The sequence below is a fragment of the Streptomyces lucensis JCM 4490 genome (genome assembly GCF_014650035.1).
Classification (GTDB): Bacteria; Actinomycetota; Actinomycetes; order Streptomycetales; family Streptomycetaceae; genus Streptomyces; species Streptomyces lucensis.
Window position 1 is genome coordinate 308,840 of record NZ_BMUE01000004.1, and the last position, 21,151, is coordinate 329,990.

The 21,151-nt window shown below is 72.9% G+C and carries 18 protein-coding genes and 1 pseudogene; 9 read left to right on the top strand and 10 right to left on the bottom strand.

Annotated elements, in window-relative coordinates; translation table 11 throughout:
• Positions 1-337: 337 nt before the first annotated feature.
• Positions 338-793, bottom strand: coding sequence for a hypothetical protein (locus tag IE177_RS12580; protein WP_190015351.1), 456 nt, complete (start codon positions 791-793; stop codon positions 338-340).
• A gap of 269 nt (positions 794-1,062) precedes the next feature.
• Between IE177_RS12580 and IE177_RS12585 the strand changes: the two are divergent.
• Positions 1,063-1,281: pseudogene (locus IE177_RS12585) on the top strand (3'-5' exonuclease); the annotation flags it as partial.
• Positions 1,282-1,296: 15 nt separating this feature from the next.
• Here the strand turns inward: IE177_RS12585 and IE177_RS12590 are convergent.
• The gene (locus IE177_RS12590; RefSeq protein ID WP_190015352.1) at positions 1,297-2,952 is read right to left on the bottom strand and encodes an N-6 DNA methylase; all 1,656 of its coding nucleotides are present in this window, start codon (positions 2,950-2,952) and stop codon (positions 1,297-1,299) included.
• A 256-nt stretch (positions 2,953-3,208) separates the two neighbouring features.
• On the opposite strand from IE177_RS12590, the gene IE177_RS12595 reads away from it, so the two are divergent.
• The 5 genes from IE177_RS12595 (at position 3,209) to IE177_RS12615 (ending at position 7,661) form a co-directional block, all read left to right on the top strand.
• Positions 3,209-4,567, top strand: a complete 1,359-nt coding sequence (locus tag IE177_RS12595; protein WP_190015353.1) for an MBL fold metallo-hydrolase — start codon at positions 3,209-3,211, stop codon at positions 4,565-4,567.
• 43 nt (positions 4,568-4,610) lie between these two features.
• Positions 4,611-4,976 carry a rhodanese-like domain-containing protein gene (locus IE177_RS12600; RefSeq protein ID WP_190015354.1) on the top strand — a complete coding sequence of 122 codons (366 nt, stop codon included), beginning with the start codon at positions 4,611-4,613 and terminating at the stop codon, positions 4,974-4,976.
• A complete protein-coding gene (locus IE177_RS12605) occupies positions 4,973-5,716 on the top strand; it encodes a sulfite exporter TauE/SafE family protein (protein WP_190015355.1) in 744 nt (247 codons plus the stop codon). The genes IE177_RS12600 and IE177_RS12605 overlap by 4 nt, the downstream gene beginning before the upstream one ends.
• Before the next feature lie 160 nt (positions 5,717-5,876).
• Positions 5,877-6,452 (top strand): rhodanese-like domain-containing protein, encoded by a 576-nt coding sequence (locus IE177_RS12610; protein ID WP_190015356.1) that lies wholly within the window; start codon positions 5,877-5,879, stop codon positions 6,450-6,452.
• Positions 6,453-6,659: 207 nt separating this feature from the next.
• Entirely contained in the window at positions 6,660-7,661 is a 1,002-nt protein-coding gene (locus IE177_RS12615) for a CorA family divalent cation transporter (RefSeq protein ID WP_229816024.1), read from the top strand.
• 92 nt (positions 7,662-7,753) lie between these two features.
• On the opposite strand, the gene IE177_RS12620 is transcribed toward IE177_RS12615, so the two are convergent.
• Complete coding sequence (locus tag IE177_RS12620; RefSeq protein WP_190015357.1) at positions 7,754-8,098, bottom strand: hypothetical protein; 345 nt, start codon at positions 8,096-8,098, stop codon at positions 7,754-7,756.
• 145 nt (positions 8,099-8,243) lie between these two features.
• On the opposite strand from IE177_RS12620, the gene IE177_RS12625 reads away from it, so the two are divergent.
• The 3 genes from IE177_RS12625 (at position 8,244) to IE177_RS12635 (ending at position 11,712) form a co-directional block, all read left to right on the top strand.
• Positions 8,244-8,771: a gluconokinase gene (locus IE177_RS12625; protein ID WP_268253159.1), complete on the top strand. Its 528-nt coding sequence runs from the start codon at positions 8,244-8,246 to the stop codon at positions 8,769-8,771.
• Between the two features lie 52 nt (positions 8,772-8,823).
• Positions 8,824-9,768: a DUF389 domain-containing protein gene (locus IE177_RS12630; protein ID WP_190015358.1), complete on the top strand. Its 945-nt coding sequence runs from the start codon at positions 8,824-8,826 to the stop codon at positions 9,766-9,768.
• A gap of 105 nt (positions 9,769-9,873) precedes the next feature.
• A complete protein-coding gene (locus IE177_RS12635) occupies positions 9,874-11,712 on the top strand; it encodes a glycoside hydrolase family 15 protein (protein WP_190015359.1) in 1,839 nt (612 codons plus the stop codon).
• 11 nt (positions 11,713-11,723) lie between these two features.
• Here the strand turns inward: IE177_RS12635 and IE177_RS12640 are convergent, their stop codons facing one another.
• The 7 genes from IE177_RS12640 to IE177_RS12670 form a co-directional block, all read right to left on the bottom strand.
• Positions 11,724-13,487, bottom strand: coding sequence for a cation:proton antiporter (locus tag IE177_RS12640; RefSeq protein ID WP_190015360.1), 1,764 nt, complete (start codon positions 13,485-13,487; stop codon positions 11,724-11,726).
• Between the two features lie 51 nt (positions 13,488-13,538).
• Positions 13,539-14,582, bottom strand: coding sequence for a cytochrome d ubiquinol oxidase subunit II (locus tag IE177_RS12645; protein ID WP_190015361.1), 1,044 nt, complete (start codon positions 14,580-14,582; stop codon positions 13,539-13,541).
• Complete coding sequence (locus tag IE177_RS12650) at positions 14,579-16,000, bottom strand: cytochrome ubiquinol oxidase subunit I (RefSeq protein WP_190015362.1); 1,422 nt, start codon at positions 15,998-16,000, stop codon at positions 14,579-14,581. The genes IE177_RS12645 and IE177_RS12650 overlap by 4 nt, the downstream gene beginning before the upstream one ends.
• Before the next feature lie 37 nt (positions 16,001-16,037).
• Positions 16,038-16,877: an SDR family oxidoreductase gene (locus IE177_RS12655; protein WP_229816025.1), complete on the bottom strand. Its 840-nt coding sequence runs from the start codon at positions 16,875-16,877 to the stop codon at positions 16,038-16,040.
• A gap of 165 nt (positions 16,878-17,042) precedes the next feature.
• Positions 17,043-18,632 (bottom strand): GMC oxidoreductase, encoded by a 1,590-nt coding sequence (locus IE177_RS12660; RefSeq protein ID WP_190015363.1) that lies wholly within the window; start codon positions 18,630-18,632, stop codon positions 17,043-17,045.
• Positions 18,633-18,732: 100 nt separating this feature from the next.
• Complete coding sequence (locus IE177_RS12665) at positions 18,733-19,698, bottom strand: cyclase family protein (RefSeq protein ID WP_229816026.1); 966 nt, start codon at positions 19,696-19,698, stop codon at positions 18,733-18,735.
• Positions 19,698-21,122: a chloride channel protein gene (locus tag IE177_RS12670; RefSeq protein ID WP_229816027.1), complete on the bottom strand. Its 1,425-nt coding sequence runs from the start codon at positions 21,120-21,122 to the stop codon at positions 19,698-19,700. Before IE177_RS12670 ends, IE177_RS12665 begins: the two co-directional genes overlap by 1 nt.
• Between the last annotated feature and the right edge of the window lie 29 nt (positions 21,123-21,151).

A 21,151-nucleotide genomic window follows, 5' to 3' on the forward strand; every position in this document is an offset into this window, starting at 1 on the left:
CCGAGAACGTGTTCACCATCTACTTGAATGACGTACCGTCACTGCCGCTCGCGGAAACGGCCGCTGATCCCGCGCCACATGACGGCCCGTCGGTTCCTCGGCGGACCGTCCGCGCAGGTGAGCACCCCGCGCGGCTACGCCTGAACGGGCAGCGCGGGGAACACGACCACCGAGCCGTCCTTGTCACGGGCGGCCTCGATCGCCACGACCGTCGGCCGTGAAGACGGGACGCACACTCTTTGCCGCAGGAACACGAGAGCCCCCGTCCTCCTGGTCGCGGAGGCGGGGGCACCGCGTGTGCCGGGGCTCAGGTCTGGCAGCGTCAGGTCTGGCAGCGTCAGGTCTGGCACTGGGAGGTCGCTGCGCTGCTCCAGTTGGACCAGGCACCCCTTGCGGGCCTGACATGGACGCGGATCTCGACCTTGACGTTGACCGGGCCGCAGACGCGGTCCGTGGAGCCGATGGCGATGGGGCCGACCGTGGACCGTCGCTGGACGACGGTACGCCCGTTGCCGATCTTCACCCAGTGACCGCCCGAGACGACGCGGAAGTACGCCTCGTACTCCACCCAGGAGGCATGCGGGCGCGTGTTCGTCAGGACCGTGTGCGCGGTGATGTTGCGCATGAAGACGTGGCCGTCCTTCCACCGCTCCGCGCTGATACAGCCGTTACCGGTGATGCCCTGGGTCGAGACGGACCCGCCGCAGGCGACGGCGGCGGCCTGGGCGTCGGCGGGGAGGGCAAGTGCGGCAACGGCAGCAGCGGCCACGACAGTTCCCGTACGTTTCAGCATTCAGGTGCTCCTTCGGGTTGGGTGCGGTCGGCGAGCAGCGGCGCTGCGGAGGACAGGACGGCTACCCGGCCGTCTTCGGTGCGGGCGACGACCACGGAGGCGTCCTGAAGCCGGGGCACGGGCTCGTTTCCGTGAGGTGGGCGGTGAGGGTGTCGGCGAGTTGGGCCGGGGTGTTGTCGTCCGTGTCGATGATGACGCCTGTGGGGTCATCGGCGGCGTTTTTGCCGGAATTCGTACCGGGTCGTGTGAAGCCGGCCGGGGATGTCGACCAGGCGCTGGAGTTCCGCGCCGTGTCCGTCCTGGGCGCGGCCGAGGGCACGGTCCCGTTCGCCCGTGAGATCACCCCGCGTGAGGCGGACCCGGTGCAGCACGACGCCGATCTGCTCCGGGAACGCTGTCTGCTCTTCGTCGCCTGCACGCGCGCCCGCGAAGCGCTGAGCGTCACGTGGAGCGGGACTCGGAGCCCGTTCGTGCCGGACGCGGCCTGACCGGCGGCCCAGCCGTCACTCCCGTGGCGCGAGGGCCCCGGTGGCGAGGCCCTCGCGGGCGATCTCGGCGAGTCGCCGGCTCAGCTCGTCGGCCTTGCGCAAGCCCTCCTCGAACGCGGTGAGCGCCCGGAAGGCGGAGCCGTACCGGCGCTGGTCGTCGATGCCCATGCGGGGGATGCGGGAACCCCTGCCGTCGAGGCGGTACGTCCCGCTGGCGCTGGTGGACCGGCGGGCGTTGACGGAACTGCGCACGAACCCCTGCAGATAGTCGGTGTCGAGCTGCTCGCTGGCCGAGACCGGCTCCGGCCCCTCGTAGGCGACGAGTCCGGCGCGGGCCAGATCCGCGATGCTGGTGGTGGCGGCGTCCAGCGAGCCGGGTCCGCCACCGGCCACCAACTCGGGCAGCAGCGCGGCGAGTCGGCGGACCAGGTCCTCGAGTTCCTCGCGCAGGGCGGCGTACTCCCCGGGATAGTCCCGGTGCCGGGCCCGGAGATGGGTGCCGGGCGTCAGGTCGACGGTGTCGTCCAGGAGTTCGATCAGAGGAACGTCGGCCACCTGATCGGGGCGTGGCTCCAGGCATCCGTCGGGGCCGTTGCCGGTCAGGTCGACCAGGCGCACGGTGTCGTTCGTGTCCGCGCCCGCCTTGTCCCCGGGGCGCCGCAGGCACCACAGGTGGACGGGCAGCGCGTGGGAGGTCGCCGTCCCCGGGGGCAGGGCGACCACCTGCCGCAGGATGCCCCGGCGTACGAGTTCCGAGCGGATGCGGCGGCCCGCCTTGCGGTAGGCCGCCGACGCGGGCATGACCATGAGGACGTGGCCGCCCGGTCCGGTGTGCGCGTAGGCGTGCTGGAGCCAGGCGAGTTCCCCCTCGGCCTTCGACGGAACGCCGAGTTCCCAGCGCGAGTCCAGCAGCAGTTCCTCCCGCCCCCACTCGGTCACACCCGCCGGTGGGTCGCAGACGACCAGATCCGCCTTGAGGTCCGGCCACGCGTCCGCCCGCAGGGAGTCACCCGCCACGATGCGCACCGCGGTCCGGCCCAGCAGTCCGGCGCGGTGCTCCGCGAAACGGGCGCTGTCGGCGTCCGACTCCTGGCCGTAGCAGCGCGTCGCCGTCCCGGAGGCGACGGACAGGGCCAGCACCCCGATCCCGCAGGCGGGGTCGAAGACCGTCGCGTCGGCCGGCAGTTCGGGGGCGAAGTGGCGCACCGCGCGCACCACGCGCTCGGGGGTCACCTGGTCCGAGCCCGCCCGCCGAGCGGAGTCCATGAAACGTTCCGTCAGTCCGTTCACCAGGTCGACGGGCTGCCCGGCCCGCGCGAGATCCCGTACCCGGGTGGCGACGGCGTCCGGGAGATCCGGGCCCGGCTCTCCCGCCAGTGCCGCGGCCACCGCCGCGAGGCCCGCGATCATCTGCTCGCCGTACGCGGCCCGCATCGCCTGCCACAACTCGACCTCGGGTGAGACCTCCTGGCCCTTGCGCTGCTTGTCCAGCCATTCCTGGACCTCCGCGAGCGCGTAGAGCGGACTGTTGGCGGCGCCTCCCGCCGGCGCGGGGAAGTCGTCGTAGCGCCGGCGCCAGTTGGAGACCGCCGCCCGCGTGACTCCGGCCAGCCGAGCGATCTCGGAACCGGTGACCAGGGGCCCGACCGGGGAAACGGCGTTGTCCGTCATCGCTCCAGCGTACACGGCGCATTGATTCACTGCCATGACATTTTTCGTTGACACCGTACACGTACTTTTGCCTGCCCGGTGTCCGCCGCCCGGTCTCCACCATCCCGCCTCCGCCACCCGGTCTGCGTCATCCGGTTTCCACCGTCGGCCGCATCGTCACGCGTCCGCCGCCCGCACTCGTTCCGGATACCCCCCGGGGTACCGTGCTACGGTGGAAATACCCCGGGGGGTAATTGCGTCAGAAGGGAACGTCTCCGTGTTCTTCATCGACACCATCGAGCTCGACGGCCTGGGCAACCGGCACTACCTGGCCGGCGGCAGCCGGGCGGCCGTCGCGGTGGACCCGCCCCGTGACTTCGACCAGGTGCTGGAAGCGGCGGCCCGGCGTGGCGTACGGATCACCCACGTCGTGGAGACCCACATCCACAACGACTACGTCACCGGCGGTCTTGAGCTGGCGCGGGTCACGGGTGCCGCCTACCTGGTGCCCGCCGGTGCGCGGGTGTCCTTCGCCCGGGTGCCGGTGGCCGACGGCGACCGCGTCATTGTCGACGCCGGGCTCGAACTGCTGGCCGTCGCCACCCCGGGACACACCCCGCACCACACCTCCTACGTGCTGCGGGAGCAGGACCGGCCGGTGGCGGCGTTCACCGGTGGTTCCCTGCTGATCGGCACGGTCGGCCGCCCCGACCTGGTCGAGCCCCGGCTGACCGAGCGGCTGGCGCGCGCCCAGCACGCCTCCGCGCACCGCCTGGCGGCCGAGCTGCCCGACGAGACGTCCGTCCTGCCCACGCACGGCTTCGGCAGCTTCTGCTCCTCCGCGCAGGCCGAGGGGGACGCCACCACCATCGGCAAGGAGAAGGCGGTCAACGCCGCGCTGACCCAGGACGTGGACACCTTCGTCGCCGGGCTGCTGGCCGGCCTGGACGACGTCCCCGCCTACTACGCGCACATGGGCCCGGCCAACGCCGGCGGTCCCGCCCCGGTGGACCTGACCCCGCCCGCCGTCGCGGACGCCGGCGAGATCGCCGCCCGGCTGGCGGCCGGTGAATGGGTCGTCGACCTGCGCAACCGGGTCGCGTTCGCCGAGGGCCACGTCGCCGGCTCGTTCAACTTCGAGGGGGACGGCAAGATCGCCACCTACCTGGCCTGGACGATCCCGTGGGGCAAGCCGGTGACCCTGCTCGCCGAGTCCCCGGAGCAGCTGGCCGCCGCCCAGCGGGAGCTGGTGCGCGTCGGCATCGACCGGCCCGCCGCCGCCGCGACCGGCGCGCCCGGGGACTGGGTGGCCGAGGGCGGCTCCCTCGCCTCCTTCCCCCGGTCCACGTTCGCGGGCCTGGCCGAGCACGGCACGGACGGGATCGTCGTCCTGGACGTGCGGCGCGACTCCGAGCGGGCCACCGGGTACGTCGCGGGCTCCGTGCACATTCCCGTCCACGAGCTGCACGGACGGCTCGGCGAGGTTCCGGCCGGCACCGTGTGGGTGCACTGCGCGGGCGGCATGCGCGCCGCGATCGCCGCCTCGCTGCTGGACGCCGCGGCCCGCGACGTGGTGGCCGTCGACGACGGCTTCGACTCCGCCACCGGCGCCGGACTGACCGTGGTCACCGGCTGAGCCGGCCCGCCGGGCCCCCTGAGACTTTCCGAGAGGTTGTGTGATGTCCCTCTTCCGCCGCGGTGAGAACCGCGTCACCGTGGACGAAGCCCACCGGCGCACCCGGGGCGCCGATGCCCCGGCCGTCCTGCTGGACGTGCGCGAGCAGACCGAGTGGAACGCCGGGCACGCGCCCGGCGCGGTCCACGCACCGCTGTCCGGCCTGACGGCGGAAGCCGCCCTGCCCGGCGTGGTCCGAGGACGGCCGCTGGTGGTGATCCGCCGCGGCGGGCACCGCTCACGGCAGGCCGCCGCGCTGCTCGCCGCCCGTGGCGCGCGGGCGGTGGACGACACGGGCGGCATGGCCGCGTGGGCCCGCGCGGGGCATCCGGTCGTCGACGCACACGGGAACGACGGCTCGACGGCATGACCCCTCTGATCCTCGCGCTCGTCGCCGGTGCCGTCGTCGGCCTGGCCCTCGGCGGGCTGGGCGGCGGTGGCAGCGTCCTGGCGGTGCCCGCCCTGATCTACCTGCTCGGCTTCACCCCCGCGCAAGCGACCACGGCCAGCCTGATCATCGTCACCCTGACCACGGTCACGGTGCTCGTGGGGCACGCCAGGGACGGCAACGTGGCCTGGCGGACGGGGCTGCTGTTCGCGGCGGCGGGCATCGCGCCCGCGATGCTCGCGGGCGCCGCGGCCGGGCGCCTGCCCCAGAGCGTGCTGACCCTCGCCTTCGCCGTCATAGCGGCGGCGGCCGCCCTGCGCATGCTGCGGCCCGCGCCCGCCGGGACGGCCGACCGGGTGCGTCCCGGCAGGGCCGGCGCCGCGGGCGCCGGGCTCGGCGCGGTGACCGGGTTCCTCGGCGTGGGCGGCGGTTTCCTCGCCGTGCCGGCCCTGGTCGGCGTGCTGAGCCTGCCCATGCGCCGGGCCGTCGGCACCAGCCTGCTGGTCATCGCGGTCAACTCGCTGGCCGCGCTCGCCGCCCGGGCCGGCACCGGCACGCACCTGGACTGGGCGGTGATCGCGCCGTTCACCGCGGCGGCGGTCCTGGGCGCCTGGGACGGGAAACGGCTGTCGGCCAGGATCGCGGGCGGGACGCTGCGGCGCCTCTTCGCCTGCGTCCTCCTCGCGGTCGCCGCCTTCATGCTCACCGACGCGCTCCTGTGACCCGGCCACGTCGGCACGGTCCGGTCCCGTGAGCACTTCATGACCATCCGCACCGACTTCCCGCACCGGCACCCCGCACCGGCTTCCCTCGGGGCAGGGGCACTCCCCCTCCCGCCCCCTCCCCTCCCGAACAGCACCGACACGAAGGACGGCACCGACCATGCCCACCCCCGCCAGCCTCGACCCGCACGAGGCCCGCTCCCGTCTCCACGAGCTCACCGTCATCGACGTCCGCACGCCCGGCGAGTACGCCGGCGGTCACATCCCCGGCGCCCTGAACATCCCGCTCGACCAGCTCGACCGCGCGCTGCCGGACATCCGGAGCGCCGCCGGGCGCGGCGAGGTCCTCGTCGTCTGCGCGTCGGGTGCCCGCTCCGAGAACGCCTGCCGGACACTCGCCGAGCACGGCGTCCACACCGCCACCCTGTCCGGCGGCACCGGCGCCTGGGCCGCCCAGGGCAACGACCTCCGACGCCCGCACGGGGGCACCGGGGCCACCTGGGGCATGGAGCGCCAGGTCCGCCTCACCGCCGGGTCGGCCGTCCTGCTCGGCCTGGCCCTCGGCGAGGCGGTCCACCCGGCCTTCCGGCTCCTGTCCGCGGGCATCGCGGGCGGCCTGGTGTTCTCCGCGGTGACCAACACCTGCGGCATGGCCGCCCTCCTCGCCAAGCTGCCCCACAACCGCCCCCGCCAGGCCGAGCTGGACGCGACGCTGGCCCGCCTGCGCGAGAGCTGACACGGGTCCGGCGACCGGTCGTGCCGGGCGGCGTCCAGTCTCGCCCGGCACGGCCGCCGGCGCTCACCCGTGGCAGTCGGGGAGGCGCGGCCGGCTTCCCGGTGCGCCCGTTCGGGGCACCCGTCGATGCGCCTGCGTGTGTTGGTGACCGGCGACGCCGAAGTCTACGGACCGTGGGTCACCGGACTACGACGACGGCGAGGGAAGATGATCGTTTCGGTGGTGGCGATGCCCGCGGGGATCGCCGCTCGCACGGACCTGGCGGAGGCACGCCGGCGTCTCACCGCATCCGACTTCCTGCTCGTCGACGTCCAGCTGACCGACGGCGCGGACGCCGGGGGCCGGACGGTCGTCGACGGGCTCGGTCTGGCGGCCGAGTGCCCGCCGTGGTTCGGCGAGGCGGGCACACCGGCACGGGCCGACTTCCTCGGTGACCGGGTCGCTCTCGTCGTGCCCGCCGTCGACGGCGGCCGGGTGGTTCACCTGCATGTCCTGGCCACCGAGCGGCACCTGATCGTCTTTCACCGGGGGCCGGCCGAACCGGCCGAGCCGCTGGAACGCCTCTACGCGCGGCTCGGGGAGGAGCACCCTCCCGACACGGCGGCCGTGCTGTTCCTGCTGCTGCACGAGGCCCTGGAGACGTTCCGGCGGGCCGCGGTGGAGGCTCTCCTGGCGGTGGAGGACCTGGAGGACGACATGTTCGACCACCGCCGCCCCGAGCAGGTGTACCGGCTGGCGCGGCTGCGGCGCCGTGCCGCGAGCCTGCACCACTTCCTGCTCCCCTACCTCCAGGCGATGGACGAGGTCTTCACCCGCCGGATGCTGAACCGGGACTTCCCGGAGGAACGCAGGCGGCTCGCCACGGAGTTCCAGCACGCCGGCCGGCTCGTGCTCGCGGACGTCCAGGCCCTGCAGGAAGGCACCCGGCGCGCCTTCGCCAGCTATTCGTCCCTGGTGTCGGGCGAGCAGAACGGCGTGATCAACCGGCTGACCATCGTGTCGATGATCTTTCTGCCGCTCACGTTCCTGACCGGGTACTTCGGCATGAACTTCAGCTATCTCACGGACGAGATCGAGAGCAGGGCCGTCTTCTGGCTCCTCGCCGTCGGACTGCAGGCCGGGGTCCTGGTCGCCGCCCTCTACGTCCTGCACCGCACCCGTCTGTGGAGAAGACTCCGCGACGACGAGGACCCGGGGGACCGGTCGTAGGCCCGCCGTGCCAGTCGTTGGTGACGCCGTGCCAGTCGGTGGCGACGCCGTGCCAGCCGGGGACGACCCTGTCAGTCGCCGGGTCGAGGCCGTCAGTTGGGGGCGAAGGAGAAGCTGCGCCACAGGCCCGTGGCCCTCACCACCTGGTCCGACCCCCCGATGTCCAGGTAGTTGCCCTGCCCGCCCCTCGGCACCGTGCAGTTGGGTGTCGTGAAGAGGAGCAACCTGCTCTGCGTCTGGTTGTGGACGTGGGTCACGCCCTCGGAGAAGCGGTGGCATCCCTCGATCGGCGGGTTGGAGAAGGTGTCCACGAGCCTGACACCGTTGCGCGCCATGATCTGACCGGACGCCTGGTCCTGGCAGGCGGTGAGCGAGATGCCGAAGACGCCGAACACCGCGACGCCGATGAGCGCGGCCAGCGGCCGTGAGGCGGGCATCGAGCCTCCTGGGGTACGGGGAAGCCGGCGGGGACGTCGTCCTCCTTCACTATCCGCCAGATCCGGCCGACCCGCATGGTGAGGACCACCGCCGCGGCCGATAGTGGAGGTGTGACGTCCCCCGTCGTCGGCACAGGGAGGTCCGTTGGCCGCAACGGTCGGCGGTTCGCGCGTGGTGATCGTGATGGGTGTGTCCGGGTCCGGCAAGTCCACCGTCGGCACCCGGCTCGCCGAGCGGCTCGGTGTGCCGTTCCTGGAGGGGGACGACCTCCACCCCGTGGCCAACCGAGTCAAGATGGCGTCCGGGCAGCCGCTCGACGACGCCGACCGGCGGCCCTGGCTCGCGGCGCTCACGGAGTGGATCCGGCGTACGGCGTCGAGCGGACACGGCGGTGTCGCCGCGTGTTCCGCGCTGAGACGCGCGTACCGCGACGAGTTCCGCCGCACGGGCGCGAACGTGTGGTTCGTGTACCTGGCCCTCGACCGTGAGGTGGCCGAGGAACGCATGGCACGCCGCACGGGCCACTTCATGCCGGCGGAACTGCTCGACTCCCAGTACGCCACGCTGGATCCGCTGCACGCCGGCGAGCCGGGCGTCACCGTCGACGCGTCCGGGAGCCCGGAGCGCGTACTGGCGGCGGCGGTACGGGCCGTGTCCCGGCCGGACCGGTGACGGCACGCAGTGCGGGCCGTGACCGCGCCGGCTGCTGCCGCAGGAGGTCAGGATGGATCTGATCCACTTCCGCGTCGTTGTGCCGCCCGCCCTCACCCGGGCGGCCGTCGAACTGCTCGCTCCGAACGACCGCGTCTTCAACCTGGTGCTCGTGAGGGCCGCCGACGCCGCGGACGGCGACGCGCTGGAGTGCGACGTGATGCGGGGCGCCGCGAACGGCGTGCTGGGCGAACTCCGCGAACTGGGGGTGGACCGCGCCGGATCCATCGCCGTCGGCGACGTCGACATGATGTTCTCGCAGCACGCCGAACGGATCGAGGCCGAGCAGCCGGCGGCGCTGGTCCACGCGCCGCTGTGGGCGGCGGTGGAGGCCCACATCCGCGCGGGCGGGACCTATCCGCCGTCCTTCTACCTGTTCCTGGTGATCGCCGGACTCATCGGCTCGGTCGGCATCGTGACGAACTCTCAGATCCTCGTCGTGGCGGCCATGGTGGTGGGCCCCGAGTACAGCGCGATCACCAGCGTCGCACTCGGTGTGGACCGCCGTAACCGCCGCAGGATCTGGGCGGGGACCCGCGCGCTGACCGCCGGCTTCGCGCTGGCCATCGCGGTCACCCTCGTCTTCGCCGCGCTGGTGCGCGTCGCCGGCCTGCAGTCCACGGCCTTCGAGCTGGGCGTGCGGCCCGTGTCCCACCTGATCGACACGCCGGACTTCTTCTCGGTCGCCGTCGCCGTCCTCGCCGGTGTCGTCGGCATCGTCTCGCTCACCGAGGCACGCGGCAGCGCCCTGCTCGGAGTCTTCATCTCCGTCACGACGATCCCCGCGGCATCGGACATCGCCGTCTCGGTCGCCTTCGCCGACTGGCACCAGGCGTGGGGCTCACTGGTCCAACTGCTGCTCAACGTGCTCGTCCTGGTGGTGGTCGGGGTCCTCACCCTGCGCCTGCAGCGCCTCCTGTGGCGGCGCGCGGCCCGCCGTGCCGGTGCACCCGGCTGACGGCGCCCGGGCGCCCCTCCGGCCCGACGAGCCGGAGCGGGGCCCGCGGCCTACGCTGATCGAGGGGGGCGCGTTCGGGTGAATCGCACGCCGGAAGGGGCCCCGATGGACGACTACCCGCTGATCGAGAACCACGGCCTGATCGGCGATCTGCAGACCGCGGCGCTGGTGACCACCGAGGGGGTGGTCGACTGGTTCTGCTCGCCGCGGTTCGACTCGCCCAGTGTGTTCGGGGCGCTGCTGGACAAGGACAAGGGCGGGCACTGCACGGTGCGGCCGGCTCACCGGACCCATGCCACCAAGCAGCTGTACCTGCCCGACACGGCGATCCTGGTGACCCGGTTCATGACCGAGGCGGGCGCGGGCGAGGTGCTCGACTTCATGCCCGTGACCGGTACGGCGACCACCGCCCGCCACCGGCTGGTCCGCCTGGTCCGCTGTGTGCGCGGCACCATGACGTTCCAGGTGGAGATCGCCCCGCGGTTCGACTACGGGCGCACACCCCACCAGTTGCACATCACCCCGCACGGGGCGGTCTTCGCCGCGGCGGACGGCACGCAGCTCACCGTGCACCCCGTCCGGGAGCCGGAGGACGAGCAGCTGGTGGACGTCCTCACCGACCGCGACGCCGACCTGCACCTCTCGCTGACCCTGAAAGCGGGCCAACAGCGCGGCCTGGTGCTGGAGATGGGCGGCGAGGGGCCGCCCAGGGAGGTCCGCCGCGAGGAACACGAACGGCTCTTCGACGAGACGGCGGCGTTCTGGCGCTCCTGGCTGGCGCAGTCGCGCTACACCGGCCGGTGGCGGGAGGTGGTGGAGCGCTCCGCGATCACGCTGAAGCTCATGACCTTCGCCCCCAGCGGCGCCCTGGTGGCCGCCCCCACCGCGGCCCTCCCGGAGCAACTGGGCGGTGAACGCAACTGGGACTACCGCTTCACCTGGATCCGCGACGCGTCCTTCTCCGTGTACGCCCTGCTCGGACTGGGCTTCACGGAGGAGGCGCGGGCCTTCATCCTCTGGCTGAGCGACCGGGTCAAGGAACGGGTCGGCAGCGAGGGGAGCACGGGCCCGCTGAACATCATGTACAAGGTCGACGGCTCCTCCGACCTGGACGAGACGATCCTCGACCACTGGGAGGGCTACGCGGGGTCCGCGCCGGTCCGGATCGGCAACGGCGCCGCCACCCAGCTCCAGCTGGACATCTACGGCGAGGCCCTGGACAGCATCTACTTCGCGCACCGGCACGGCTTCCAGGTCGGGCACACGGGATGGAACTCGATACGGGCGGACCTGGAATGGCTGGCCGACCACTGGGACCAGGCGGAGGAGGGCATCTGGGAGACCCGCGGCGGCCGCCAGGACTTCACCTACGGCCGGGTGATGTCCTGGGTGGCGTTCGACCGGGCCCTGCGGCTCGCCGAGTCGAAGGGGTGGCCCTCGGCGTCCGGACGCTGGCACAGCGAACGGGACGCCGTCTACGAGCAGGTGATGGCCAAGGGGTGGAACGAGGAACGGCAGGCCTTCGTCCAGCACTACGGCAGTGAGGTACTGGACTCCTCGCTGCTGCGCATGGCCACGGTCGGGTTCCTCACCCCCGGGGATCCGATGTGGGGCGCGACCCTGGACGCCATGGAGCAGGAACTGGTCAGCGACAGCCTGGTCTACCGCTACAACCCGGACGCCTCGCCCGACGGACTGCGCGGCTCGGAGGGCACCTTCTCGCTGTGCACGTTCATGTACGTCGACGCCCTGGCGCGGGCGGGGCGCACCGACAAGGCGCGGCTGGTGTTCGAGAAGATGATGGGGTACGCCAACCATCTGGGCCTGTACTCCGAGGAGATCGACCCGACGGGCCGCCAGCTCGGCAACTTTCCGCAGGCGTTCACCCATCTCGCCCTCATCGACTCGGCCATCACCCTGAACGAGGCGCTCGACCGGCGGTAGTCCACCTCTCCTCATGCCTCGGCGGGCTCAGGGCCGAGGAGGACGAGGGTGTCCCCCCGCTCCGCGGCGACCGGTCCGGTCGCGGTGACGGGTTCCAGCCGGCCGTCCCGGCGCACCACGAACAGGGTGTCGTACCCGGGTGGAGGCGGCGCCGACGCGGGCCGCGCGTGGAACCGCTCGCCCCGCTCGTGGCGGGCCGCGAGGGCATGACGCGGGAGCCGGGGGCCGAAGAGGGTGCCGCCGGCGGTGTAGGGGGCGACGACGCCCTGGCTGCCGGGCGGCGGACCGACGCGGTGGACCGGTCCGTCCACGCTGTCCTGCATGACGATCGAGGCGAGCGTGTTGAAGTCGTCGTCGTCCGTGAGCAGGAAGACCGCGTTGACTCCCTCCAGCCGGGCCTGCGGATCGGTCGCCACGGCCATGAGTTCGCCCGCGGCCAGCTCGATCCCCGCCTGCTCGATCCGCCTCCGCTGCCCCGCGTCCCCCGCCCACATCAGCACGTCGGCCCCGGCGTCGCGCAGCGACCGGGCGAGGTCGACGGCCCAGGGAGCGCCGCCCACCAGGAGCGGGCGGGAACGGGTGGGCCGTGCCACGCCGAGTCTGGCCGCGACCGGCCTCGCGGTCAGCCCGTAGACCAGGACCGTCGCGACGATCACCAGGAAGGTGACGGGCAGGATCCGGTCGGCGCCGGCCAGGCCCGCGGCGACCAGTGAGCCGGCGAACGTGGTGGCGGTGGAGGCGGCGACGATGCCCCGCGGCGCCATCCAGCCGACGAAGGCCCGTTCCGGGGTGAGCAGATCGGTGCGGAGGGTGGACAGCAGGGCGGCCAGGGGCCTGGTCAACAGGACCAGTACGACGACCAGCGTCAGCGCGGGCAACAGGACCGGGACGACGGACCGCGGCGTCACCGTGGCCGAGATGGAGACGAAGAGCAGGCCGATGATGAGCTGAACGAGGGTCTCGAAGAACGGCCGGCGTGCGGGCATGTCGAGCCCCGGCAGGTTCGCGACGGTCAGCCCGGTGACGATCGCGGCGATGAGCCCGGTGTCGTCGTACGCCATGTCGCACACCGCGGCCACCAGGACGACGGTGGCGAGCTGGGCGAGCGTGCCGAGCGTCTCGCCGAGGCGGAGCCCGCGCAGGGTGAGCCAGAGCAGCGCGGCGCCGGCCGCGCCGCCCAGCAGCCCGACGGCGAGGCCGGCGAGGAACGCGCCGACGCGGAAGTGACCGGTCTGGAGTCCGCCGGTGACGATGGAGTGGAACATGACGGCGCCGAGGATGCCGCCGACGGGATCGATCAGCGATCCTTCCCACATCAGGACGCGCCGCACCTTCTCCGACGGGCCGACGTGTTCGAGCAGGGGCCCGACGACGGTCGGCCCGGACACCACCAGGATCACACCGATCATGCTGGCCACGGCGGCCGGCACCCCGAGCAGGGCCGGCCCCAGGGCCATGACGGTTCCCCAGGTGAGCAGTACGCCGAGCACGAGGAGCCGCAGGACGGCGGTACGGGTGGCGCCCTTGAGGTGGCGCAGGTCGAGGCCCAGTCCGGCGTCGTACAGGATGAGCGCGACCGACAGCGACACCAGGGCGGGGAAGTCCGGCCCGATCAGCCGTTCGGGATCGACGACGTCGGTGAGGGCGCCGGCGGTGAACCCGGCGGGCAGCAGCACGATCAGGGCGGGGATGCGCAGCCGGTGCGCGAGGATCTGGGAGCCGACGGCGAGGGCCACGGTCAGGCCGAGGCCCAGCAGGATCTCGTCCTCGCTCACCGGGCTCCCGCCGGGCACGGCGGGCGCGCGGGGCGCCGGCCGGCCACCGGGTCAGCCCTCGTCACCGGCCGCGTCGCGCCGCAGGTCGGCGTCGCTGAGGCCCTCCAGCTCGCCGTGGGTGTCGAGCCAGTACAGCAGGACGACGGCGGGGACGACGAGCACGAGGGCGACCAGGGTGACGAACCCCAGCCAGCGCAGCGTGGTGTGGGCGCCCGCGCCCTCGGCGACGGTCAGCGAGGTCGGGACGAGGTAGGGTCGCTGCGCCATACCCCAGGCGATGACGGCCGACGCGACCACGCCGACCGCCGTGACCCGGGACCACACCCCGGAGGGACGGGTCAGCAGCAGCCAGGCGGTGGTGAGCGTGGCAAGGACGGCCACGACGACGAAGACGAGCCCGACGCCGTGCGTGAGCCCGTGCCACACGTGGGGCGCGTCCCCGTGGGTGACGATCAGGGTGATGACGGCGAGCACGGCGACGGCGGCGAGGGCGCCGAGGGCCCGGTGGCGGAAGTACCGGTCCAGGTCGGGTGCGTCGAAGCGCCGGGCGTCCGCGGCGAGGAAGACGGCGCCGAGCGTCGCCGTGGCCGCGATGGCGAGCAGACCGAACAGCAGTGACGTCGGGTTGGCCCACACATGGGTCGACGCCGTGGTCGTGGCGGTGACCCGGCCGGAGGCCACTCCCCCGGCCGCAGCGCCGAGGAAGAACGGCGTCAGCAGCGAGGAGACCGCGAAGAGGGCCCCGTACAGGCGCCGGCCGGCCAGCCGCCGCACGGGCCTGCGCAGGGCGAAGCCGGCGCCGCGCAGCACGATGCCCAGAGCGGCCAGCGTCAGCGGCAGCCACATCGTGGTGAACACCCGCTGGAAGAACACGGGGAAGCCCGTCCACATGATGACCAGCACGAAGATCAGCCAGACGTTGTTGACCTCCCAGACGGGCTCCATCGCGCGGTCGATCAGCCACCGTGGGCGCTTGCCGCGTTCCGCCCCGCCGGCGGTCAGGTCCCAGAAGCCGGCTCCGTAGTCCGTTCCGCCGCCGCAGGCGTAGGCGGCGACGGCGAGCAGCAGCACGACCGCGATGACCCCGGCGATCACGGCCGGCTCCCGGCGGAGCGCGGTCCGTACGGCGTGTCCGTCTCCGGCGTCTCCCCGGGCGGCCCGCCCGCCGCGTCGGCGAGCCGCCAGCGCGAGCGCATCTTCAGCAGCACCGCGAGGAAAGACCCGAAGACGAACACGTACAGCAGGACGACCAGTCCGAAGGTGATCCACAGGCTGGTGGAACGGGTGGCCGTGACGGCTTCGGCGACCCGCATGTTCTGGTACACGATCCACGGCTGGCGGGCCACTTCGGCGGTGATCCAGCCGCACTCCACGGCGACGACGGAGGCGACGCCGGCGACGGCCGCGCCCCGGTAGAACCAGGGGGACGCGGGCGTCCTGCGGCGCAGCAGCCACGTCGCCCCGTACCACAGCGCGAGCAGCACCAGCAGGGAGCCGATGCCGACCATGGTGTCGAAGGCCCAGTGGGCGATGGTGGCCTGCCTGGCCGTCGGCCGGTCGCTCGCGGGCACCGAGGTCAGCCCGGTCACCTTGGTGTCCGCGTGGAAGCCGGCGAGGATGGAGTCGAGTTGCGGGATCCTGATGCCGCCGGAGATGCCGCCGTCCGGACGCAGCCGGCCGTAGAGGTACTCCGGCTGGTGCGTGTCGGTCTTCCAGACGATCTCCATGGCGGCGAACTTCACCGGCTGCTTGCGGAATACCTGCCGGGCGATGGAGTCGCCGAGCACGAACTGCACGGGGGTGAGGACGGCGGCGAGCGTGAAGGGGACGGTGAAGCCGAGCCGGTGGTAGCGGTCGCGGCGGCCGCGGAGCCGTCCGACGGCGTAGACGCCGGCCACGACGTAGCCCGCCGTCACGAACATGGCCACGACGAAGTGCCAGTACTGCGGGCCGAACATGGGGGTGAAGATCGCCTTCCAGATCTTCACGTCGACCGGGTTGCCGGCGGAGTCGAGGGTGAAGCCGCGCGGGGTGTTCATCCACGCGTTGGCGGCGAGGATCCCGAAGGCGCCGAGCAGGGCCGTCAGGGGCAGCGGCAGCCCCAGCAGGAAGTGGGTGCGGGCGGGGAGCCTTCGCCAGCCGAAGAGGTAGACGGCGATGAGGACGGCCTCCAGGAAGAACGCCCAGGCCTCGACGCCGAACCCGATGCCGAAGACGTCGCCCCACCGGCCCATCATGCCCGGCCACAGCAGCCCGAACTCGAAGGACAGGACGGTGCCGGTGACGACGCCGATCGCGAACTGGACCGCCATGACGGCCGACCACCGCCGGGCCAGCAGCAGGGCGGTGGCGTCGCCGCGGCGCAGGCCGTAGCCGTGCATGATGAGCGTGATCAGCGGCAGTGCCACGCCCATGGGGACCAGGATGATGTGGGACGCCAGGGTGAAGGCCATCATCGATCTGGCCGGCAGCGTCTGCGGCGGGACGTCCGCCAGCAGCAGGACCGTGTGCATGTGGGCTGTCTCCGGGGGCCGGCGCGGGCGAGGGGGGTCAGCCGCCGGTGGCGAAGCCGGGGAAGAGCGTCATGCCGCCGTCGACGTACAGGGTGGTGCCCACGACGTAGTCCATGAGGTCGGAGGCGAGGCCGACTACGGCGTGGGCGATGTCGTCCGGGTCGCCGATCCGCTTGTAGGGGATCAGCCGCATGAGGTCCTCCTGCGCCTCGGCGGTCTCCCAGGCGCTGCGGTTGATGGGCGTCTTGATGGCGCCGGGGGCGACCGCGTTCACGCGGATGCGTTTGGGGGCGAGTTCCTGGGCGAGGGTCGCCATCATCATCTGCACGCCGCCCTTGGAGGAGGCGTAGTTGACGTGTCCGGCCCAGGGGATGACCTGGTGGACCGAGCTCATGCAGATGATCTTCCCGGCGGCGCGCGACACCTCCGGGACGACCCCGCGGCGCAGGAACTCCTTGGCCGCCTCGCGGGCGCAGAGGAACTGCCCGGTGAGGTTGACGTCCAGGACCTTCTGCCACTGGGCGAGGGTCATGTCCGTGACCGCCGCGTCCCGCTGGAGTCCCGCGTTGGCGACCAGGATGTCGATCGTGCCGAACTCCTCGACCATGCGCCGCGTCATGGCGACGACCTGGTCCTCCTGGGAGACGTCCGCCTCGTAGGCGGCCGCGCGGACCCCGAACCCGGTGATCTCCTCGACCACCTTCTCGGCCTCGTCCGCGCCGGCGACGTAGTTCACCACGACGTCGGCCCCGGCCCGGCCCAGGGCGACGGCCGTCGCCCTGCCGATCCCGGAGTTGGCGCCGGTCACCAGAGCCTTCTGGCCCCGCAGCAGTTGGGCGGGGATCACGCTCGGGGGTGCGTCCTCGGTGGAACTCACGATGTCCTGCTCCTCCACTGCGTGCCCGCGCCCCCGGGCCCGTCGCCCGGAGGTCCGGGCACCAGACAAGCACCGGCGCGGGACGCCGGCACGCCGGGGCGGACCGCGTTGCGCCGCCTGGCTGAGTTCGTCGCCCGGTCGGAGTCCCCGGGCGCCCGCGAACGCTCAGCCCAGCCGCTCAAGCAGGTGGTCGCCCACCCGGAGGGCGTTCGCGATGGCCGTCAGGGACGGGTTGACCGCGCCGATGCTCGGGAAGAAGCTCGTGTCGACGACGTAGAGGTTGTCCAGGTCATGCGCCTTGCAGTCGACGTCCAGGGCCGAGGACGCCGGGTCGGTGCCGAAGCGCACCGTGCCCGCCTGGTGCGCCGTGGCGCCGATCGGCATGCCCTTGTGCAGGTAGATGCTGTGGGACAGCAGCCGGTGCTCGTGCATGCCGAGCCGGCCCAGCATGTGCTGCAGCTTGTGCCGCAGGCGCTTCAGGCCGGCGACGTTGTTCCCCTCGTCGAGGGTGAGCCGGATCTGGCCGTCGTCCTCCAGGGTCACCCGGTTGCCGGGCTGCGGCAGGTCCTCCCCGCACAGCCAGAAGTCGACCGCGTGGTGCGCCAGGACCTCGAACGGCATGTCCGGCGTCACGGCTCCGGCCCAGCGCGGCGCCTCGCCGTGGATCTGCTCGGAGTCCGACTTGCCGAGCATCTGGATGCCGCCGAGGGGGTAGTCCCAGTCGTCCGCCCCGAGGTACCAGTCGTGCAGGGCCAGGGTCTTCTGGAACCGGGTGTCGTTGGGTTCCTTCGAGACGGCCATCAGGGCCAGGTTGTTGTGGCGCATGTAGTTGCGGCCGACGACGTCCGAGCTGTTCGCCAGTCCGTGTGGATGCCGGTCGTTGGCCGAAGCGAGGAGGAGGGCGGCGGAGTTGACGGCTCCGCAGGCCACGACGACGATGCCAGCTGAGAACCGGGCCTCCTGCTCGTCCGGGAGCTGGGCGACCACCGTGGTGACGCTGTGCCCGGTGCCGTCGGTCTCCAGCCGTGTCACCCGGGCGTTCGTGATCATCTCCACGTTCGGGTGGCGCAGGGCCGGTTCCACGCAGATCACCTGGGCGTCCGACTTGGCGCGGAGCAGGCAGGGGAAGCCGTCCACCCGGTCGCAGCGGATGCAGGCGCTGGAGTGGGTGGCCCGGCCGTGCTCGTCCTGGGTGAGGTTCACCCCGATCGGCAGGTGGAAGGGGTGCAGGCCCTGCTTCTCCAGGTCCTGGCTCAACTGCTCGATGCGCGCCTCGTGTTCGACCGGAGGATAGGCGTACTGCGCGCTGCACGGACCTTCCCAGGGGTCCTCGCCGTGCCGGCCGTGCACCAGGTAGAGGTGCTCCGCCTCGGTGTAGTACGGCTCCAGGTCGTCGTAACCGATGGGCCAGGCGGGCGAGATGCCGTCGTGGTGGCGCAGCTCGCCGAAGTCCTCGGGACGCAGCCGGAACAGGGCGGCGCCGTAGAACTTGGTGTTGCCGCCGACGTAGTAGTTCACCTCGGGCGGGAACTCGTTGCCGTGGCTGTCCAGCCAGAACTCCGGCGCCCGGTACTTCGCCTTGACGAACACGGCCGTGGAGTCCCAGTTGTCGCGTTCGCGCGGCAGCCAGTCGCCTCGTTCGAGGACGAGGACCCGTTTGCCGGACGGGGCGAGGCGGTGGGCCAGTGTGCCGCCGCCGGCTCCGGTACCGATGACGATGACGTCGTACGAAGGCGTGGCGTCCACGGCAACCACCGTCCTTGCTAGCGTGGTCTGCGGCCGTTGCGGTTCTTCCCTCTTCGAACGTACGCGCTTCCTTCCCCTGCGGCACCCGGGAGGGCGGGCACCGGCACGGTCACAGCACGGCGATCGGGTTCACCGGGGAGCCGGTCGCCGCCGGGAGCCGCAACGGGGCGACCACGCACAGGAAGTGCGGGCGCTCCAACCGTTCGCACTCCTCCGCCAGTTCCTCCAGGTCCAGGTAGTCCAGCAGGTGCAGGCCGAGAGCGTTGACCGCCAGCACGTGGACGGGGAAGGCGACCTCGGCGACAGCGCTCGGCGCGGCGTCGTTGTTGCCGTCCGAACCCAGGACGGACACGCCCCGCTCGGCCGGGAAGCGCATCGCCGTCGGGTGGAGGCCGGCCCGCTCCCGCGTCACGTCCCAGGGGCCGAGGGTGCGCCGGCGCAGGCGGTGCCCCACGCGCACGAGCAGCAGGTCCCCCGGTCCGACCGTGGCCCGCTGGGCGGTCTCGGCCGCGGCCAGGTCCTCGGCGGTCACCTGGTCACCGGGATCGAGCCACGGCACGCCGCGCAGGCGCGGGATGTCCAGCAGCACCCCGCGTCCGACGATGCCGTCGCGCACCAGGTCGAGGGTGAGCGCCCCGGCGCCGTCCGGTGTCACGGTGCTCGCGGGGACGCCCCCGTACAGCTCGCCGTCGAAGATCACGTGGCAGAGGGCGTCGAGGTGGCTGTCGACGTCTCCGTGCACGTTCATGGCGAAGCGGTCGCGCGCGAAGTCGAGCCCGTGGCCGCCGGTGACGGGGCGGGCCGGTGCGGTCATGCGGTGGGAGGCGGGTTCCGGGCTGTCCGGGCCGGGCCGGGTCTCCACGGGTGCGGCCAGCGACACGGCGCGCCCGCACCGGACCTCGGCGGCGGCCGCCACCACCCGCTCGGGCGTCAGCCGGTCCAGCGCGCCGCGTCCCCGGGCCCCGCCCTCCGGGGCCGGCTCGCGCAGCCGGCGGTACAGGTCGCGGAAGGCCGCCTCGGACATGGGCCCGGGTGCAGGGAGCCGCGGGCCGGCGGGGCCGTGGTGCGTGGTCATCAGCGCCTCCTGCCCGCCGGTCCCGGCCGGTGTCCGGAGCCGGCGCTCCAGGTGGCGGCGGGCCGGGCGGCCGGTGGACCGGCCGGCTTGCCCATCGGCGGCACGGCGCGGCCGGGAGGCAGCAGCTCCACCGTCACGAAGGCGATCACCGCCGCCAGAATCACCACGGGGGTCATCGCCGCGCTGCCCAGCACCATGACGACGAGCACCACACTGCTGACCGGGAGCCGCAGCGCACCCGCCGACGCGGCCGCCATGCCCGCCGCCATGCCGGGTACGACGCCCAGGCCGGGCAGCGGGGCGAGCAGCACTCCGGCGGCGGCGCCGAGGAACAGCGCGGGGAAGGTGGGGCCGCCGCGGAGGCTGCCGAGGCACAGGGCGTACGCCACTGCCTTGCAGAGCAGAACGGCGACCAGGGCGCCCGCGCTCCAGGCGTGGGGATCCGCGGCCAGCCGCGCCAGCGCGACCTGGCCGGAGGAGGCCACGTCCTGCGGCGACCGGTCGACGGCCAGGGCGTACACCGAGGCACAGGCCCCCGAGGCGACGGCGACCAGCACCGTGCGCGGGACCGGGTTCGCGGAGACGAACCCCGCGGCCGCGCGACCGACGGACAGCAGCAGGTGGACGCCGGCGGCGACGCCGACGGCCAGCAGGACCGACCACAGCACGTCCCCGGCGTCGAGGCGGGGGAACGGAACGCCCACCTTCAGCGACAGGCTTCCCGGCGAAAGGCCCGTCCAGCGGCCGAAACCGCTGAAGACCAGCGATCCGACGCCGCTGGACAGCAGCGCCGGGATCATGACCGCGAACAGCTGCGGGCCGCCCACACCGGCCACCTCGATGAGGATCACCGCGCCGATCAGCGGGTTGCCGAAGATCGCCGAGAGGGCCGCGGCGGCGCCGGCCGCGCCGAGCAGTGCCGTGCTCTGTGGCGTGACGGGGGCACGGGCCAGGTCCCGGAAGAGGAGCGCGAGGCCGCCTCCGAGGGCGATGAGCGGCGCCTCCGGGCCGAGCGCCGCGCCGAGCGGGAGACTGGCCGCGGCCGCGAGCAGCACTCCCGGCAGCGCCTGTGGCGCCAGCCCCGCGGCGTGCAGTCCCGAGGCGGGGACGTGCCCGCCGGCCCCGGGCAGATGCCTGACGACCAGGCCGACGACCAGACCGGCGAGCGCCAGCAGCGGCAGCGGCCACCACCACGGGGGGCTGCTGCGGCCCAGGTGGGCGGGCAGTTCGCTCCACAGCACGTGCTCCAGCTCGTGGAGCCCGGCGAGGAACCAGAAGGCGGCCAGCGAGACCGGGACACCGATGAGCGCCGAGAACAGGAGCACCTTCTGGTATCCACGCTCACGCAGCATCTCCCGCAGCCGGTCGGCCTCTTCCGGCTGCGTGCCGGCGGCGGGGGCGGGGGACGGATCCGAGCGCGTCACGGCATGGTTCCTCCCGTATCGGCCGGAGA

Coding starts and splice junctions, on each gene's coding strand:
- IE177_RS12580 (WP_190015351.1), bottom strand. CDS start 793: ATGCTGAAACGTACGGGAACTGTCGTGGCCGCTGCTGCCGTTGCCGCA.
- IE177_RS12590 (WP_190015352.1), bottom strand. CDS start 2,952: ATGACGGACAACGCCGTTTCCCCGGTCGGGCCCCTGGTCACCGGTTCC.
- IE177_RS12600 (WP_190015354.1), top strand. CDS start 4,611: ATGTCCCTCTTCCGCCGCGGTGAGAACCGCGTCACCGTGGACGAAGCC.
- IE177_RS12605 (WP_190015355.1), top strand. CDS start 4,973: ATGACCCCTCTGATCCTCGCGCTCGTCGCCGGTGCCGTCGTCGGCCTG.
- IE177_RS12610 (WP_190015356.1), top strand. CDS start 5,877: ATGCCCACCCCCGCCAGCCTCGACCCGCACGAGGCCCGCTCCCGTCTC.
- IE177_RS12615 (WP_229816024.1), top strand. CDS start 6,660: ATGATCGTTTCGGTGGTGGCGATGCCCGCGGGGATCGCCGCTCGCACG.
- IE177_RS12620 (WP_190015357.1), bottom strand. CDS start 8,098: ATGCCCGCCTCACGGCCGCTGGCCGCGCTCATCGGCGTCGCGGTGTTC.
- IE177_RS12630 (WP_190015358.1), top strand. CDS start 8,824: ATGGATCTGATCCACTTCCGCGTCGTTGTGCCGCCCGCCCTCACCCGG.
- IE177_RS12635 (WP_190015359.1), top strand. CDS start 9,874: ATGGACGACTACCCGCTGATCGAGAACCACGGCCTGATCGGCGATCTG.
- IE177_RS12650 (WP_190015362.1), bottom strand. CDS start 16,000: ATGCACACGGTCCTGCTGCTGGCGGACGTCCCGCCGCAGACGCTGCCG.
- IE177_RS12665 (WP_229816026.1), bottom strand. CDS start 19,698: ATGACCACGCACCACGGCCCCGCCGGCCCGCGGCTCCCTGCACCCGGG.